At 71.6% G+C, this 14,573-nt stretch carries 15 protein-coding genes; 2 read left to right on the top strand and 13 right to left on the bottom strand.

The features are described from left to right. Window positions 1-56: 56 nt before the first annotated feature. The 5 genes from CP967_RS04395 to ggt form a co-directional block, all read right to left on the bottom strand. Entirely contained in the window at window positions 57-998 is a 942-nt protein-coding gene (locus CP967_RS04395; protein WP_150486666.1) for a sterol desaturase family protein, read from the bottom strand. Window positions 999-1,640: 642 nt separating this feature from the next. Continuing rightward, on the bottom strand, window positions 1,641-2,981 hold the full coding sequence (locus CP967_RS04400; RefSeq protein WP_190175089.1) for a hypothetical protein: 1,341 nt from the start codon (window positions 2,979-2,981) through the stop codon (window positions 1,641-1,643). A 263-nt stretch (window positions 2,982-3,244) separates the two neighbouring features. Further along, window positions 3,245-3,625 (bottom strand): PPOX class F420-dependent oxidoreductase, encoded by a 381-nt coding sequence (locus CP967_RS04405; protein ID WP_150486668.1) that lies wholly within the window; start codon window positions 3,623-3,625, stop codon window positions 3,245-3,247. A gap of 21 nt (window positions 3,626-3,646) precedes the next feature. Next, complete coding sequence (locus CP967_RS04410; RefSeq protein WP_150486669.1) at window positions 3,647-3,949, bottom strand: helix-turn-helix domain-containing protein; 303 nt, start codon at window positions 3,947-3,949, stop codon at window positions 3,647-3,649. A gap of 257 nt (window positions 3,950-4,206) precedes the next feature. Then, a complete protein-coding gene (ggt, locus tag CP967_RS04415) occupies window positions 4,207-6,024 on the bottom strand; it encodes a gamma-glutamyltransferase (RefSeq protein ID WP_150486670.1) in 1,818 nt (605 codons plus the stop codon). 104 nt (window positions 6,025-6,128) lie between these two features. Here ggt and CP967_RS04420 point away from each other — a divergent pair, with 104 nt between their 5' ends. Then, on the top strand, window positions 6,129-6,875 hold the full coding sequence (locus CP967_RS04420; protein WP_150486671.1) for a hypothetical protein: 747 nt from the start codon (window positions 6,129-6,131) through the stop codon (window positions 6,873-6,875). Window positions 6,876-6,953: 78 nt separating this feature from the next. Here CP967_RS04420 and CP967_RS04425 read toward each other — a convergent pair whose 3' ends face one another. From CP967_RS04425 to CP967_RS04450, 6 genes are all read right to left on the bottom strand, one after another. Further along, window positions 6,954-7,487: an SRPBCC family protein gene (locus CP967_RS04425; protein ID WP_150486672.1), complete on the bottom strand. Its 534-nt coding sequence runs from the start codon at window positions 7,485-7,487 to the stop codon at window positions 6,954-6,956. A 242-nt stretch (window positions 7,488-7,729) separates the two neighbouring features. Beyond that, complete coding sequence (locus CP967_RS04430; protein ID WP_150486673.1) at window positions 7,730-8,602, bottom strand: amino acid ABC transporter permease; 873 nt, start codon at window positions 8,600-8,602, stop codon at window positions 7,730-7,732. Continuing rightward, on the bottom strand, window positions 8,599-9,243 hold the full coding sequence (locus tag CP967_RS04435; protein WP_150486674.1) for an amino acid ABC transporter permease: 645 nt from the start codon (window positions 9,241-9,243) through the stop codon (window positions 8,599-8,601). Before CP967_RS04435 ends, CP967_RS04430 begins: the two co-directional genes overlap by 4 nt. A 16-nt stretch (window positions 9,244-9,259) precedes the next feature. Further along, complete coding sequence (locus CP967_RS04440) at window positions 9,260-10,174, bottom strand: glutamate ABC transporter substrate-binding protein (protein ID WP_150486675.1); 915 nt, start codon at window positions 10,172-10,174, stop codon at window positions 9,260-9,262. An 11-nt stretch (window positions 10,175-10,185) separates the two neighbouring features. Further along, window positions 10,186-10,929, bottom strand: coding sequence for an amino acid ABC transporter ATP-binding protein (locus CP967_RS04445; RefSeq protein ID WP_150486676.1), 744 nt, complete (start codon window positions 10,927-10,929; stop codon window positions 10,186-10,188). Between the two features lie 102 nt (window positions 10,930-11,031). Continuing rightward, a complete protein-coding gene (locus CP967_RS04450) occupies window positions 11,032-11,493 on the bottom strand; it encodes a DUF6278 family protein (RefSeq protein WP_150486677.1) in 462 nt (153 codons plus the stop codon). Between the two features lie 261 nt (window positions 11,494-11,754). Here CP967_RS04450 and CP967_RS04455 point away from each other — a divergent pair, with 261 nt between their 5' ends. Further along, window positions 11,755-12,534 (top strand): SDR family NAD(P)-dependent oxidoreductase, encoded by a 780-nt coding sequence (locus CP967_RS04455; protein ID WP_150486678.1) that lies wholly within the window; start codon window positions 11,755-11,757, stop codon window positions 12,532-12,534. A 236-nt stretch (window positions 12,535-12,770) separates the two neighbouring features. On the opposite strand, the gene CP967_RS04460 is transcribed toward CP967_RS04455, so the two are convergent. Then, window positions 12,771-13,619 carry a Clp protease N-terminal domain-containing protein gene (locus CP967_RS04460; protein WP_150486679.1) on the bottom strand — a complete coding sequence of 283 codons (849 nt, stop codon included), beginning with the start codon at window positions 13,617-13,619 and terminating at the stop codon, window positions 12,771-12,773. 173 nt (window positions 13,620-13,792) lie between these two features. Further along, window positions 13,793-14,572: an exodeoxyribonuclease III gene (locus CP967_RS04465; protein ID WP_150486680.1), complete on the bottom strand. Its 780-nt coding sequence runs from the start codon at window positions 14,570-14,572 to the stop codon at window positions 13,793-13,795. Window position 14,573: the final 1 nt, after the last annotated feature.

Raw genomic sequence — 14,573 nt, forward strand, 5'->3', positions numbered from 1 at the left:
CGGGCGGGGGAGGGAGCCGGGCGGGACCGGGGGCCGGAGAGCGGCCGGCCCGTCGGTCAGTTCGGTACCCGCCCGCTGTCCGGCCTGCGCTGCCAGGGATGCAGGAGGGAGGCGACGAACTCGCCGGTACCGGGGAAGGACGCGGGGTCACCGAGTCCGACCGAGGCGGGTTCGCGGCCCGGCCGCCAGGTGAAGCTGCCGAAGAAGTGGTCCCAGCAGGACAGGTCGGAGCCGTAGTGGCCCGCTTCGGACAGGTCGGTGCTGTGGTGCAGACGGTGCTGCTCGGGGCTGACGAGCAGGTGGTTGAGCCGGCCGATGCGCACATCGATGTTGGCGTGGACGAAATAGCCCTGGGCCGCGACGAACAGCCCCACCACCAGCAGTGCCGGCCGGGAGAAACCGACCAGGGCGAGGGCGAGCTGGACGAGTCCCTGGGCCAGCATGATGTCCAGGACGTGGTTGACGCCGTTGTTGGCGACGTTGACCTTCTGCGGAACGTGGTGCACGCCGTGCAGCCGCCACAGCACCGCGTTGTTGTGGCTCAGCCGGTGCACCAGGTAGCTCACCAGCGACCCGACGAGGAGGGCCGCGGGGATCTCGGCCCACAGCTGGTGCTCCGGTTCCGGGGGCGATATCCAGCCGACCGCGGAGGTGACCAGCAGTTGCGCCATCGCGCTTCCGGCCATGGTGAGGAAGAAATAGACGCCGTACCAACGCCACTCGTCGAGCTCGGGGTGCCATTCCCGGTCGTAAGGGATCAGCCGTTCCAGGGCGGCCAGATAAGTGAGGGTTCCGATCAGGAAGATCGGACTGACCCAGGCCGGGTCCCAGTTCAGCGACAGCGCTGCCGCACCCACCGCGACCACCGCCAGCAAAAGGAAGGGGTAGGCGGCCACACACAGCACGGAGGTCAGGGCATTTCCCGCGGACCGCTTTCCGTGGACCGCGGGTAGACCTGATGGGATTTCGCCTTCGGCGAATCGTTCACCCCTGTCCATACCTGACACCCCCATGTGCACTGCGACTAGGAAGGAAGAAGACGGCAGCGTCTGCCTGGATCGACAGAGCCACCGCAGATGCGGCATCTTCCTGTGGCGGGGGCCGCTCACGCATAGGCCGCTTCCGGACACCAGGTCCAGCACCACCGGCCGGATACAGGACCGAGACCCCCGTCACGTCGGTTCTGTTCCTTCTTTTTCCGTTTTCCCGGACTTCAACCTCCGGGTGGCCCACAGAATCCGGAACGGCATACCGGGCCGTTCGCCGCCCGATGCCCATTGAAACGGCATCGGCCCCGCAAAGGAATAAGGAAAGGCTCTTATCGTCAGTGTGAGTTAATTAGTATGAGTAGTGTGTATGCAGGTTCGGCTGAGTGCTCCCGAAAGGCTCCGCCGCGTACGCCGTGGCGCGCGTGAATGGAAGGGGAGGCCATCACTGCGCGCAGTGCGCCGTTCGCGCTCCCCACGCCCGCCACACGGATCGCCCCACACGGTGGCCCGTCGCACCGGCCCCCATCGTCCGCGCATCACCTCACACGCTGGACCGGCCCACCGGTCGCGCCGCCCTGGGAGGACCGCCCCGCGGAGCGACGCCGCACCGGGACCGCGGCGACGGCCAAAGGCCCTGCTCGCGGGCGTTCCCTACGGGACCGCGATGCCCGCCGCCCGCAGGGCGTGGGCCAGGTCCCGCTCCCGGGCCGCCGACACCTCGCGTGCGGCGGCCAGGAGCCGGGTCACCAGGTGCCGCGGACGCCCCTGGGCGACGCGCGCCACGTCCTGGGGCGTCCGTACGCGGACGAACGCGCCCAGCAGCACCTGCGCCTGGGGGCCCGGACCGGCCTCGTCGAGGGCGGCCACCGCGTCGGCGACCTCGGCCGCCGGCCGCGCGACGCCCTGCCGGAGCACCTGCCGCCAGTCGTCGTCACGTCCGGCCGCGGCCAGGGCCCCGGCCGCGGCGGCGAGAGCGGCCGGCGGGAGCGAGGAGACCTCCCACAGCAGCGTCGCCCGGTCCGCGGCCAGTCCCGCCCGGTGCAGTGCCGACACGCACACCGGCAGGTGTACGGCGGGCCTGCGCGCCATCTCGCAGAGCACCGCGTGCGCCTCACCGCCGCGGCCTTCGGCGCGCAGTCGCAGGAGCAGGCCGACGGCCTGTTCCGCAGCACGGACGGCCGCGGGGCCGGGATCGGTGGTACGCGGGGCGGGCCCGGCCTCCCGCGCGGGGGCGGCGCCGAAACGGGCACCGCGCAAAGCGGGCGCCGCGGACGGGGTGAGGGGCATGACGGGCAGGGACGAGGAGGCGGGGGACGTGGACGTCTCGTCCTCGAGATCGAGACCGGCGAACCGGGCTCCCCGCGGCCTCCCCCGCGTACGCCTCGAAGCGGTGCCGGCCCCGGGACCGGCACCGGCCGGCGCGGCGGCGGAACCAGGCGAAGGGGTAGGCCCCTCAACGGAGGCGGGAGCGGTTCCCGTGGCGGAGGCGGGAGCCGGCATCGGGCTTCCCAGCGCGGTCAGCCGACGGCGGATCTCGGCGCAGCGGGCCGTGGCGCGGGCGTGGTCGTCCCGGGCCCAGGCCACCGCCTCCGGCCCGTCGGGGCCGTGTGCCGCTTCCCGGGCGCCGGCGGCCCGCAGCCGGTGAGCGGCGGCCTCCCGTTCGCGGAGCATCAGTTCCAGCCGGACCCCGAGGGCCGTACGTCCGCCCGGACGCCGGTCGTACGCGGTGACGGCCGCCGTGTACAGGGCGGCGGCGCGCGCCGGTTCCCGCGCCGCGAACCCGTCCCCCCGCAGGCCGGCGAGGTCCTGGAGAAGGGATTCGACCACGTCCCAGGGCGGCAGCTCCACACCCTCGAAGCAGGCGCGCATGCCCTCCGGGTCGCGTGTGACGAACACGCCGTACCAGCCCTGCCGCGCGTCGAGCAGAGCGGCCAGGCCGCGCAGGTACCGCGCGAACGTCCGTACTTCCACCGCATACCGATCCACTGTCACCGTCGCCCTCGCCGGCCGCTCCGCCAGAACCTTCCGGCCCGCAGGAATTCGACCGCAGGGCTGTTACGGGCGGGCTACGCGCGCTTTTCGGGTGTGGGGCGAAGAGGGCGAGGCGACTCGCGCACACCCCGGCCCGTCCGGTCGCGGGGGCAGCAGCGGGGCCGCCCCGGCGGGCGGCGGCGGCCGGGTCCGTCCGGAAGGTGACGGACGGAAGGCGACAGTCGGGAAATGACGGACGGAAGGCGACGGTCGGGAAGTGACGGTCAGAAGGTGACGGCGATGCCGGTGTGAGGCCGCTTGCCGAGTCGCACGATCATCGCGGGAATGTCCACCAGCCAGTACTTCCAGGTGTATTTACGGGCCAGCATCTTACGCACCGCCGCCGTACCGGCCTCGTCGAGCAGCCGCGCGGTGCCCTCGGCGCTCGGCGCTCCCTCCGCGATCCGGCCGCGGACGTCGCACACGGTGACCCGGACCCGGCTGTCGTTGCGCAGCCGCTTCACCTTCCAGGAATCGGACCGGGTCCAGACGTAGAGCGTCTCGCCGTCGGCGGCGGCCCAGACGGGCGTGGCGACGGGAGTGCCGTCCTTCCGGTAGGTGGTCAGGCTGACGTACTCGCTGCGGGCGAAGTCCTGGAGGGTCACAAGCGCCGACCCTACCGGCCGCTACGCGGTGAGCGGCAGGGCTGTCACCGGCGGCCCCGCCGGTTCGGCGGACCCGGCCGGTTCGGCCGCGCAACGGGCGAGCAGACCGTCCATGGTGAGACCGAGGGCCCCGGCGAGCGCCGCGACCGTGAAGAAGGCGGGGGTCGGGGCGCGGCCGGTCTCGATCTTGCGAAGCGTCTCGGCCGAGATGCCGGCGCTCGCGGCGACCGCGACCATGCTGCGCGGACCGCGCGCCTCGCGCAGCAGCTCGCCGAGCCGTTCGCCGCGCCGGCGCTCTTCGGGTGTCAGGGGCGTCCGTACCATGCCGTCATTCTAATACCAGTCGGATCGGTATAATAATTGGCGCGACACGGGTCGGGACGGGCACGTCCGCCCCTACGGCGTCCACAGCCGGCCGGGGCGCCGCGCGGGCGCTCACGGCCGTACGGGCGGCAGCCACGGCCGGGGCGCCGCGGGAACCGGACTGGGCGGCACGCGAGGCAGCGCGGCCGGACGGAGGTACGGCGGGCGCCGCTTCGCCGTACCTCCGTCCGGCCGAGGGCGCCCGCCGCACCGTGGGCTCAGCGGCGTCCGGCCGGCCTCACCACCATCGCCGAGCCCCCGCCCCGCCGTTCCTTCTCGGCGGCGGCGAGCCAGCGCCCGTCGGGCAGCCGCTGTACGCCGGTCGCCGCACCGATCTCCGGGTTCTGCTTGAAGACGTGGCCGATCGCCTCCAGCCGCTCGCGTACCGGGCTGTTCCACAGCGCCGGTTCGATCTCGGTGGCCGCCGCGTTGCGCTGGCTGGCGCGCGGTGCGGCGATCGCCTCGACGAGCGGCAGGCCCCGGTCCAGGTGTCCGGTCAGCGACTGGAGCACGGTGGTGATGATGGTCGCGCCGCCGGGCGAGCCGAGGGCCACCACGGGCTCGTCATGGCGGTCCAGCACGATGGTCGGTGAGATCGAGGACCGGGGTCGCTTGCCGGGACCGGGCAGGTTCGGGTCGTGGACCGCCGGATTCGCCGGGGCGAAGGAGAAGTCGGTCAGCTCGTTGTTGAGCAGGAAGCCACGGCCGGGCACCGTGATGCCGCTGCCGCCGGTCTGCTCGATGGTCAGGGTGTAGGCGACGACGTTGCCCCACTTGTCCGCGATGGTCAGGTGGGTGGTGTTCTCCCCTTCGTACGTCGTCGGCGCGGCCGTGCCGCCGGTGGAGCAGCGGGCGGGGTCACGCGGGTCGCCGGGGGCGAGCGGGCTGGTGAGGACGGCGTCGTCCTTGACCAGGCAGCCGCGCGCGTCCGCGAACCGCTGGCTGAGCAGTTCCTTCGTCGGTACGTCCTCGAAGGCCGGGTCGCCCACCCAGCGGCCCCGGTCGGCGAAGGCGATCCGGCTCGCCTCGATGAGCCGGTGCAGATACCGCGTCTCGCTCGCCTTCGAAAGGTCTGTCCTCTCCAGGATGTTGAGCGCCTCGGCCACGCTCGTACCGCCCGAGGAGGACGGGGCCATGCCGTAGACGCCGAGCCCCCGGTACCGGGTCACGATGGGGGCCTGGTGCAGGGCGCGGTAGGACTTCAGGTCGCCGGTGGTGAGATCGCCGGGGCGCACCACGCGGGTGGCGTCCGGGTCGACGGGGGGCTTGCGGACGGTGTCGACGATGTCCTTCGCCAGTTCGCCCCGGTAGAGCTCGGCGATCCCCTTGCGGCCCAGGATCTCGTACGTACGGGCCAGGTCGGGGTTCTTCATCACCGAGCCGACCACCGGGAGTTCGCCGCCGGGCAGGAAGAGTTCGGCCGACGCGGGGAAGTCCGCGAAGCGCGCCTCGTTGCCCGCCGTCTGCGAGCGGAAGGTCTCGTCGACCACGAATCCCTCGCGGGCGAGCCGTTCGGCGGGTTTCAGCAGCTGGCCGAGCGGCTTGCTGCCCCACGCGTCGAGCGCCTTCTGCCAGGTGGCGGGGGTGCCGGGGGTGCCGACACCGAGACCGCTGGTCACGGCGTCCGCGAACGGGATCGGTTTCCCGTCCTCCAGGAAGAGCGAGGAGTCCGCACTGCGCGGCGCGGTCTCCCGGCCGTCGATGGTCCGGACGGTGCGGGTCCTGGCGTCGTAGTGGACGAAGTAGCCTCCGCCGCCGATTCCCGCCGAGTAGGGCTCGGTGACGCCGAGCGCGGCGGCCGTGGCGACCGCGGCGTCGACGGCGTTGCCGCCCTTGCGGAGGACCTCGACGCCGGCCGCCGACGCGTCCGCGTCGACGCTGGCGACGGCTCCCCCGTACCCCACCGCCACCGGCGACTTGGGGGCCGCTGCGGGCGGCCCGGGTGGTACGGGGGCTTGCGGAGCCGCCGCACCGAGCGTGCCCACGACGGCGATGATGCTCAACAACGACACATTCCGGGCGGCGGAACGACGCATCCGTACCTCCAGTGAGTATCCGTCCGCGCAGGGTAACGCCGTCACACCCGGATCGTCAGGACCGCCTCGGACACCAGCGCGAAGGACCGCTAATATGCCCGGCCATGACCGACGACGTACGCAACATCGTGCTGGGCGTCATAGCGGCGGGGATCAGCGCCTGCCTGGGGTGGCTCGCCCGCAGCTACCTCTGGCGCCGCAAGCTCCGCCGCAAACAGGCGTTCTTCGGGCTGCCGGGGAACTCCGAGTGCCTGCTCGTCGTCAATCGCGACCCCGGCACCGACGGCGCGGTCCACCGCCACGACGTCTTCGCACTGCTCGAACTGTCCGCGCTGGTCAAGGACTGCTCGGCGAACCCACGGATCCTCTCCCACGACACCGCGCAGCAGGGTTTCGGCGAACACACGGAGTTCTGCGTCGGCGGTCCGGGCTCCAACCGGCGGATGGCCGCGCACCTGTCGACCCTGCTGCCCGGCGTGAAGATCGACACGAGTCCGGAGCCGGGGCCCGACCGCGCCGCGTTCCAGGTGGGTACGGAGCGGTACCGGCTGGAACCCGGGGTCTCGGAGCACGCCCTGCTGGCCAGACTGACGGGTAATCAGGAAGGGCGTCCGGTCTTCCTGTTCTGCGGTCAGCGCGCCATCACCAACCAGGCGGCGTCCCGTTATCTCGCGCGCCACCACGAGAAGCTGGCGCGCAAGCACCGCAACAACTCCTTCGTACTGCTGCTGAAGGTGGTCAACTCGCAGTCGTACGGCCCGGATGTGGTGGAAGTGATCGGTGATGTGACACGCGCCGCCCAGGCTCCGCTCCCCGCCGCACCGCGCACTTCCCACCGGGCGACCGGCTGAGTCCGCGCGGGACGTGCGGGTACGCGGCCGGGCGGCGGCGTACCGCGCCCGCGCCGCCCGGCCGCCGGCCGTTCGTTCTCAGCCCTCCCGCTGTTCCGCGGCCTCCTTGATGCCCTGGAGGGTGGCGTCCATCCCCTTGGCGAGCTCACCGAAGCGGAACTCGATGATCGCCTCCTCCTGCTCGGGAGCCTTCTCGATGTAGGCGGTGAGCCCGGAGCGGCCGGGTCCCAGGGTGACCGTCTGCCGCAGCAGTACGCCGTCGGTGTCCTCGGTCAGGGTGAAGGACCAGGTGGCCATGGACCGGCCCGGGTCCTCGTTCGCCTCGCCGTACCGGCCGTCCGCGTCCAGGACGCACCAGGTGAGCGTCTTACCCGGTACGGCCTCGGTGAAATGGGCGACGGTGCGCCACTGCCCGATGGTGGGGTGCTCGTTGTGCCCCACGTAACTGGCCCCCTCGGCCGGGCCGGTGGCACCGCCGCGCCACTCCACCCGTGCCAGTTCGGGGCTCCACTTCGCCATGGCCTCGATGTCGGCCACGGTCTCCCAGACCCGGGCGGCGTCCGCCGCGATGCGGACCTCGCGGTGCAGGGCCGGGCCGTCTGCGTAACGCATGTCAACTCCCCCCGCGGGAACGGTCGTACGCCGCTCTCCGCAGGGGGATTCTACGGCCGGGCCCCGCGCCGGCTCAGGCCCGGGTCCTGGGCGGGCCGGCGTGTCCGGGCGGCCGGGCGGGTTCCGCCCGGCGTGCAGCTGACCTTCTCCCCCGCCGTCCGCGGTCCCGGGTCCTGCCCGGTTCCGCGGCGTCCCGCGCGGGAGTGATCACCGGCTGCCGCCGGGCGGACCCGCCGCGGCCGCTACCGGGGGCCGCCCGGCATGAGTGTTCCCGGGCCGGCCGCCGTGACGGCCGCCGCTTCCGCCTTCGGGTTGCGCCGCTGCCTCCTGGCCATCCAGGTGGCGAACCACGAGAGCAGCATGCACATGCCGATGTAGATGGGCGAGATCACCATGACCACCGGGATGAACGGCAGGTCGTAGTCGAGGTTGGAGGCGATCAGCTTGCCCGCGTGGAGGAACTCCTCGTAGGTGATCAGGTAGCCCAGCGAGGTGTCCTTGAGCGCGACCACCAGCTGGCTGATGATGGTGGGCAGCATGGCGCGTACCGCCTGCGGGGCGAGGACGTGGGTGGTGACCTGGGTCTTGCGCATGCCCAGCGCGTAGGCGGCCTCGCGCTGGCCCCGTTCCACCGAGTTGATGCCGGTGCGGAACACCTCGGCGAGCACCGAGCCGTTGTAGAGCGTCAGTCCCGCGACCAGGGCGGGCAGCGGCTGGACCTTCAGCGCGACGAAGATGAAGAAGATCATCACCAGTACGGGCATGGCCCGGAAGAACTCGACGAGAAGGGTCGAGACCCAGCGCACCGGCCGGTGCACGGAGAGCCGCCCGACGGCGAGCACGGCACCGAGCGCGAGGGAGAGCACCGCCGCGTACGCGAAGGCCTTGAGGGTGTTGCCCAGGCCGCGCAGCAGCAGTTCCTGGATTCCCTTGTAGGTGAAGGGGTTCCACTTCTGGGCGGTGAACTGGCCGGTGTCGAAGAGCAGGTACAGGAGCCAGGCGATCAGGGCGAGGATCACGGCCGTCGAGGCGACGCCGTAGGCGAGGTGCCGTTTGCGGGTGGCCGGGCCCGGGATGTCGTAGAGCGCGGTGGCGGACGGGGCGGAGTGGGTCATCGGGCGACTCCCCAGCGCTTCTCCATGAAGGTGAAGAGCGCGCTGATGGCCAGAGTGATGATCAGGTAACCGACGGCGATCCAGATGAAGGACCAGATGATGCTGTATCCGAGTTCGTTGAGCGTCTTGTAGGTGCCGAGGAGTTCGGTGACGCTGAAGGCCCCGGCGATCGCGGAGTTCTTGGCCAGGGCGATGAGCGTCGATCCGACCGGCGGGATCACCGAGCGGAAGGCCTGCGGCAGCACGACGTTCCCGAGTGTCTGTCCGAAGGTCATCCCCAGGCTGCGGGCGGCCTCGCCCTGCCCGGTGGGCACGGTGTTGATACCGGCGCGCAGGGCCTCGCAGATGAACGCCGAGGTGTAGCAGCCGAGTGCGATGACGGCGAAGAGCTGGAAGGGCAGCACCAGTCCGAAGCGCGGCAGCCCGAGCAGGACGGCGAAGAACAGCAGGGTCAGCGGGGTGTTGCGGAGCACCGTGACCCAGACCGTGCCGATGACACGCAGGGCTCCGACGGGCGCGACCCGGAAGGAGGCCATGACGAAGCCCAGCAGAAGCGCCAGGACCGAGGCGTAGACGGTGAGTTCGAGGGTGCCGAGGAAGCCCTTGCCGTAGAGCGAGAAGTTGTCTGTCAGTACGTCCATGGTGGTGGCCGGCCCCTCAGTTCGCCGGGTAGCGGTCGATGGGCGGGGGTTTCGGTGCGGGCACCCCGGACAGGCCCAGGGTCGCCTCGAAGGCCTTCTTCCAGTTGCCGTTCCTCTCGTTCTCCTCCAGGGCGTCGTCGAGCGCGAGGCGCAGGGCGTTGTCGCCGCGCGGGACGCCGATGCCGTACGGCTCCTGGGAGAAGGGCTTGCCGACGACCTTCATCTCGTCCGGGGCCTTGGCGGCGAAGCCGAGCAGGATGGCGTCGTCCGTGGTGACGGCGTCGACCTGGAAGGTGAGCAGGTTGTCGACACAGATCGAGTACGTGTCGTAGGCGACCAGCTTCGCCTTCGGGTAGTCGGCGGCGATGCGCTGGTAGGGCGTGGACCCGGCGGCCGAGCAGACGGTCTTGCCGGCCAGGTCCTGCGGTCCGTGGATGTCGTTCTCGTCGGTGCGGACGAGGAGCCCCTGACCCGCCATGTAGTAGGGCCCGGCGAAGCCGACCAGCTTCTTGCGCATGTCGTTGATGGTGTAGGTGCCGACGTAGTAGTCGATCTGGCCGTTCTGCAGAGCCGTCTCACGGTTGGCGGAGGCGATCGTACGGAAGCGGATCGTCTTAGGCTCGAAGCCGAGGGAGGCGGCCATCATGCGGGCGATCTCGATGTCGAAGCCGGAGTAGACACCGCTGGCCGGGTCCTTCTCACCGAGGTAGGGCTGGTCCTCCTTCGCCCCGACGACGAGATAACCCCGGCGGTGGGCCTTGCGCCAGGTGGGCGAGCCGGGCAGTTCGAAGCCGGTGTCCACGGTGTACCGCGGGAGTTGGTCCGCCCGCGGGCCCTTGACCGGCGGGCTCCCCTCCTTGCCGCAGCCGGCGGCGAGAGCCGCGAGCAGGAGGCCGGCCAGCACGGCCGCGATGTTCTTCGTACGCAACACGGTGCCCCCTGTCAGTGCTTGAGGATCTTGGACAGGAAGTCCTTGGCGCGTTCGCTCTCCGGGGCCGTGAAGAAGTCCTCCGGGGTCCGGTCCTCGACGATGCGCCCGTCGGCCATGAAGACGACGCGGTTGGCGGCGGAGCGGGCGAACCCCATCTCGTGCGTGACGACGACCATGGTCATGCCTTCGCGGGCGAGTTGGCGCATCACTTCGAGCACCTCGTTGATCATCTCGGGGTCGAGTGCCGAGGTCGGCTCGTCGAAGAGGAGCGCCTTGGGGTCCATCGCCAGGGCGCGGGCGATCGCGACCCGCTGCTGCTGTCCGCCGGAGAGCTGGGCGGGCAGTTTGTCCGCGTGCGCGGCGAGCCCGACGCGCTCCAGCAGTTCACGGGAGCGCCGGTCGGCGTCCTCCTTCTTGCGCTTGCGGACCTTGAGCTGGGCGAGCGAGACGTTGGCCAGCACGGTCTTGTGCGCGAACAGGTTGAACGACTGGAAGACCATCCCGACTTCGGCCCGGAGCCGGGCCAGCCCCTTCCCCTCCTCGGGGAGCGGTCTGCCGTCGATGACGATCCGGCCGGACTCGATCGTCTCCAGCCTGTTGATGGTCCGGCAGAGCGTTGATTTGCCGGATCCCGAGGGGCCGATGACCACCACCACCTCCCCGCGGCCGACGGTGAGATTGATGTCCTGCAGGACGTGCAGCTTCCCGAAGTGCTTGTTCACGCCATGCAGCTCGATCAACGGATCGACGGCCATACGCTGCCCTACCCACTTTTCGCCGCTTTCGAGGTCAGCGCAAACTATCCAGGGCGGGTGGGCACTTCAGGCGCGACACGCATCATCGGCACAAAAGGCTGCTTATCGCGTTGTGTGCCTGGGGCCGCTCTCGGCCGACTCGGCGTACATCTCCGAGAGCTCCGGACTGCCCGTCATCGCCCAGTCCAGTCCGGCCGCGACGACGTCGATCTCCCGGCCGGAGGCGAGGCGCACCACGGGCTGCCCGCTCGCCAGGATGTCCCACCCGGCTCCGGGGACCGTACGCACGAGGACGGTCCCGAGGTAGAGACCCGCGTCATTGCCCAGCCAGGGCAGTTCGTCCGGGTCGTCGCGCCACCTCGGCGGCAGCTGGTCGAGCGCGGACAACGAGGCCGGGCTGTCGTCGAGCCGGAGCCCTTCGCGCGCGGCACGGGCGCGCAGCAGCTCGCATTCCGCGAACAGTTCCGCCACACCGTCCGGGTCGGTCCTCACGGCGGCGGCCATGGCCGCCGCCTGCGTACCGCCCTGGCGCTTACGCCAGTTGTCCAGGAAAGGGATGTTCATACCACTAGGGTCGCATCCCAGGCGGTTTCCCCGGTACAGGGCGCGCGACTGTTCCCGTTCCGATACCCCGGGGCCGTGCCGGGTGGCGGGCGGGCCGCCCCGCCGGGACCGCCCGGGTGCCGGGGCGGGCACGGCGTCTCCACTGAAGCCACCTGTCCGGCACAGGAGTTGGCATCCGTCCGGCACCGGCGTCGCGAGGACCGGTCCGCATCGGCCGCCCCGGTCGCCCCGGCGCGGGGGCAACCCGTCTAAGCTGCGGAAATGACGTCACAGGACTACCTTTCCGAACTCTTCTCACTGGACGGCCGGGTCGCCGTGGTGACCGGCGGCAGCTCCGGGATCGGAGAAGCCATCACCCGGGCGCTGGCCCGCGCGGGGGCGAGCGTCGTGGTGGTGGCCCGCCGCGAGGCGGAGCTGGTGCGGACGACCGGCGAACTGACCGCCCAGGGCTGCCGGGCGGCATGGGTCAGCGCGGACCTCGCCACCCCCGAGGGGGTACGGGCGGCGGGCGAGGGCGCGGCGGCGGCGTTCGGGGAGCCGGACATCCTCGTCAACTGCGCGGGGGTCAACCTGCGTCCGCCGATGGGCGAGCTGGACGAGGACGTCTGGGACACCACCATGACGGTGAACCTGAAGGCTCCCTATCTGCTGGGGCGGCGGTTCGGCCCCGGGATGGCCGAGCGGGGTTTCGGCCGGATCATCCACATCACCTCGCAGCAGGCGCACCGCGCGTTCGTGCAGAGCGGGGCGTACGGGGTGTCCAAGGGCGGTCTGGAGTCCCTGGCCCGCTCCCAGGCGGAGGCCTGGTCCCCTTACGGCGTCACCTGCAACACCCTGGTGCCCGGCTTCGTGATGACCCCGCTGAACAGGCGGCTCTCCTCGGACCCGGAACGGGTGGCGGCCCTCGCGGCCCGTACGATGACCGGCCGCAACGGCCTGCCGGAGGACTTCGCCGGTGCCGCGGTCTTCCTGGCGAGCGCCGCGTCGGCGTACGTCACCGGGCAGTCGCTCTTCGTGGACGGCGGGTTCTCGGTCCACTGAGGCCCGGCGGCCGGCCCCCGGGGGAGGAGTACGCACACGGGCCCGCCCCTCCGGAGGGGGAACGGCACCGCCCCGGCTCCGCGACGGCGGCCCGGCCCGCGGCCCCGCGGTGGCGGCATCGGGGCCGGGCCGCCGTACCGCGGTCCGGCCGGAGCCGGATCACGCACCACCCGGACGGGACGCCCCGGTGCGCGCGCCCGGACGAGACGCCAGGGCGCGCGCACCGGGCGCCCGGTTCAGCCCTCAAAGGGCGGCTTCGCGTCGGCCGCAGCCTTCTCCCCCGCTTCCGTCTCTCCCGCTTCCGCCTCTCCTGTTTCCGCCTCTCCTGTTTCCGCCTCTCCTGTTTCCGCCTCCTCCGCTTCCGCCCGCTCCTGCGCGACCGCCGTGGCGATCAGCGTGGACGACGCCTCTTTGCCGACGCCCAGGCCGGCCAGTACGCCTGAGCCGTCCTCGAACTCCAGCAGGGCCAGCAGGATGTGCCCGGTCCCGACGTGGTCGTGCCCCAGGCGCAGCGCCTCGCGGAACGTCAGTTCCAGGACCTTGCGCGAGCCCGCGTCGTACGGGATGAGGTCGGGGACCTCGCCGGCCGCGGGGGGCAGCGCCCGGACCGCCGCCTCCCGGAGCGTGTCGGGCCGTACGCCTTGCCGGGTGAGGGTGCGGAGTGCGAGCGCCTCGGGTTCGGCGAGGAGGCCCAGGATCAGGTGGCCGGGGAGGACCTCGCCGTTACGGGCCGCGTGGGCCTCGTTGTGCGCGGCCATCGCGACGTTGCGGGCCTGCGGGGTGAAGCGGCTGAATCCCTGGTTCGGGTCGAGGGCGGCCGTCTCCTCCGGCTTCTTCGGGACGAAGCGCTTCTGGGCCGCCTGCCGGGTGACCCCCATGCTGCGGCCGATGTCGGTCCAGGAGGCCCCGGAGCGGCGCGCCTGGTCCACGAAGTGCCCGATCAGATGGTCGGCGATCTCACCGAGGTGGTCAGCCGCGATCACAGCCCCGGACAGCTGCTCCAGAGCGTCCACGTGGGTCTTCTTGATGGCCTCGATCAGATCGTCGAGGCGCACGGGAGGGTTGGCGCCCAGCGGTTTCGTCATGCGACAACCGTAGGTTGACACCCTGGGGGTGTCAACCTTGGGTTGACATTAAGGTTTCCGCTCCGCCTGGCCGCCGGCGGGCGGGCGCGGGCGAGGATCAGGCCGCGGCCGGGAACGGTCTCCGTGGACGGAGTGTCCCGGCCGTGTGTGCTCCCGGCCGCGCCCCGCCTGCCTCAGAGGTCGAGGTCCACGACCACCGGGGCGTGGTCGGAGGCGCCCTTGCCCTTGCGTTCCTCACGGTCGACGTAGCTGTCCTTCACCGCGGACGTGAAGGGGGCGTTGCCGTAGACGAGGTCGATGCGCATGCCCTTGTTCTTCGGGAAGCCGAGCTGCCGGTAGTCCCAGTAGGTGTACGGGTGGTCGTACTTGAGGGGGCGCGGCACCACGTCCGAGAGCCCCTCCTCGCGCAGCGCCGCCAGGGCGGCACGCTCGGCGGGGGTGACATGGGTGGCGCCCTCGAAGAGGGTCCGGTCCCAGACGTCCTCGTCGGCCGGTGCGATGTTGAAGTCACCGAGGACCGCGAACGGCAGCGCGCCCGCCGCGTCCGGGGCGACGGACTTACGCAGCGCCTCCAGCCAGCGCAGCTTGTAGGCGTAGTGGTCGTGGGTGACCTCGCGGCCGTTGGGGACGTAGACCGACCAGAGGCGGACGGGGCCGCAGGTCGCCGAGACGGCCCTCGGCTCCTGTACGCCCTCGTACTCCGGGCCCCCGGGCAGGCCGGTCACCACGTCCGCGAGACCGACGCGGGAGAGCAGTGCCACGCCGTTCCACCGGCCGGTGGCGTTGACCGCGGCCTCGTACCCGGCCTCGCGCAGGGCTTCGGCGGGGAACTGCTCCAGGGTGCACTTGGTCTCCTGGAGGCACAGCACATCGGTGCCGCTGCTCTCCAGCCAGGCCAGCAACCGGGGCAGCCGGGCCGTGATCGAATTGACGTTCCAGGTGGCGATGCGCATG

This window comes from Streptomyces nitrosporeus, from assembly GCF_008704555.1.
Taxonomy (GTDB): domain Bacteria; phylum Actinomycetota; class Actinomycetes; order Streptomycetales; family Streptomycetaceae; genus Streptomyces; species Streptomyces nitrosporeus.

Coding starts and splice junctions, on each gene's coding strand:
- CP967_RS04460 (WP_150486679.1), bottom strand. CDS start 13,619: ATGACGAAACCGCTGGGCGCCAACCCTCCCGTGCGCCTCGACGATCTG.
- CP967_RS04435 (WP_150486674.1), bottom strand. CDS start 9,243: ATGGACGTACTGACAGACAACTTCTCGCTCTACGGCAAGGGCTTCCTC.
- ggt (WP_150486670.1), bottom strand. CDS start 6,024: ATGCGTCGTTCCGCCGCCCGGAATGTGTCGTTGTTGAGCATCATCGCC.
- CP967_RS04395 (WP_150486666.1), bottom strand. CDS start 998: ATGGACAGGGGTGAACGATTCGCCGAAGGCGAAATCCCATCAGGTCTA.
- CP967_RS04445 (WP_150486676.1), bottom strand. CDS start 10,929: ATGGCCGTCGATCCGTTGATCGAGCTGCATGGCGTGAACAAGCACTTC.
- CP967_RS04455 (WP_150486678.1), top strand. CDS start 11,755: ATGACGTCACAGGACTACCTTTCCGAACTCTTCTCACTGGACGGCCGG.
- CP967_RS04465 (WP_150486680.1), bottom strand. CDS start 14,572: ATGCGCATCGCCACCTGGAACGTCAATTCGATCACGGCCCGGCTGCCC.
- CP967_RS04410 (WP_150486669.1), bottom strand. CDS start 3,949: ATGGTACGGACGCCCCTGACACCCGAAGAGCGCCGGCGCGGCGAACGG.
- CP967_RS04450 (WP_150486677.1), bottom strand. CDS start 11,493: ATGAACATCCCTTTCCTGGACAACTGGCGTAAGCGCCAGGGCGGTACG.
- CP967_RS04420 (WP_150486671.1), top strand. CDS start 6,129: ATGACCGACGACGTACGCAACATCGTGCTGGGCGTCATAGCGGCGGGG.
- CP967_RS04430 (WP_150486673.1), bottom strand. CDS start 8,602: ATGACCCACTCCGCCCCGTCCGCCACCGCGCTCTACGACATCCCGGGC.
- CP967_RS04425 (WP_150486672.1), bottom strand. CDS start 7,487: ATGCGTTACGCAGACGGCCCGGCCCTGCACCGCGAGGTCCGCATCGCG.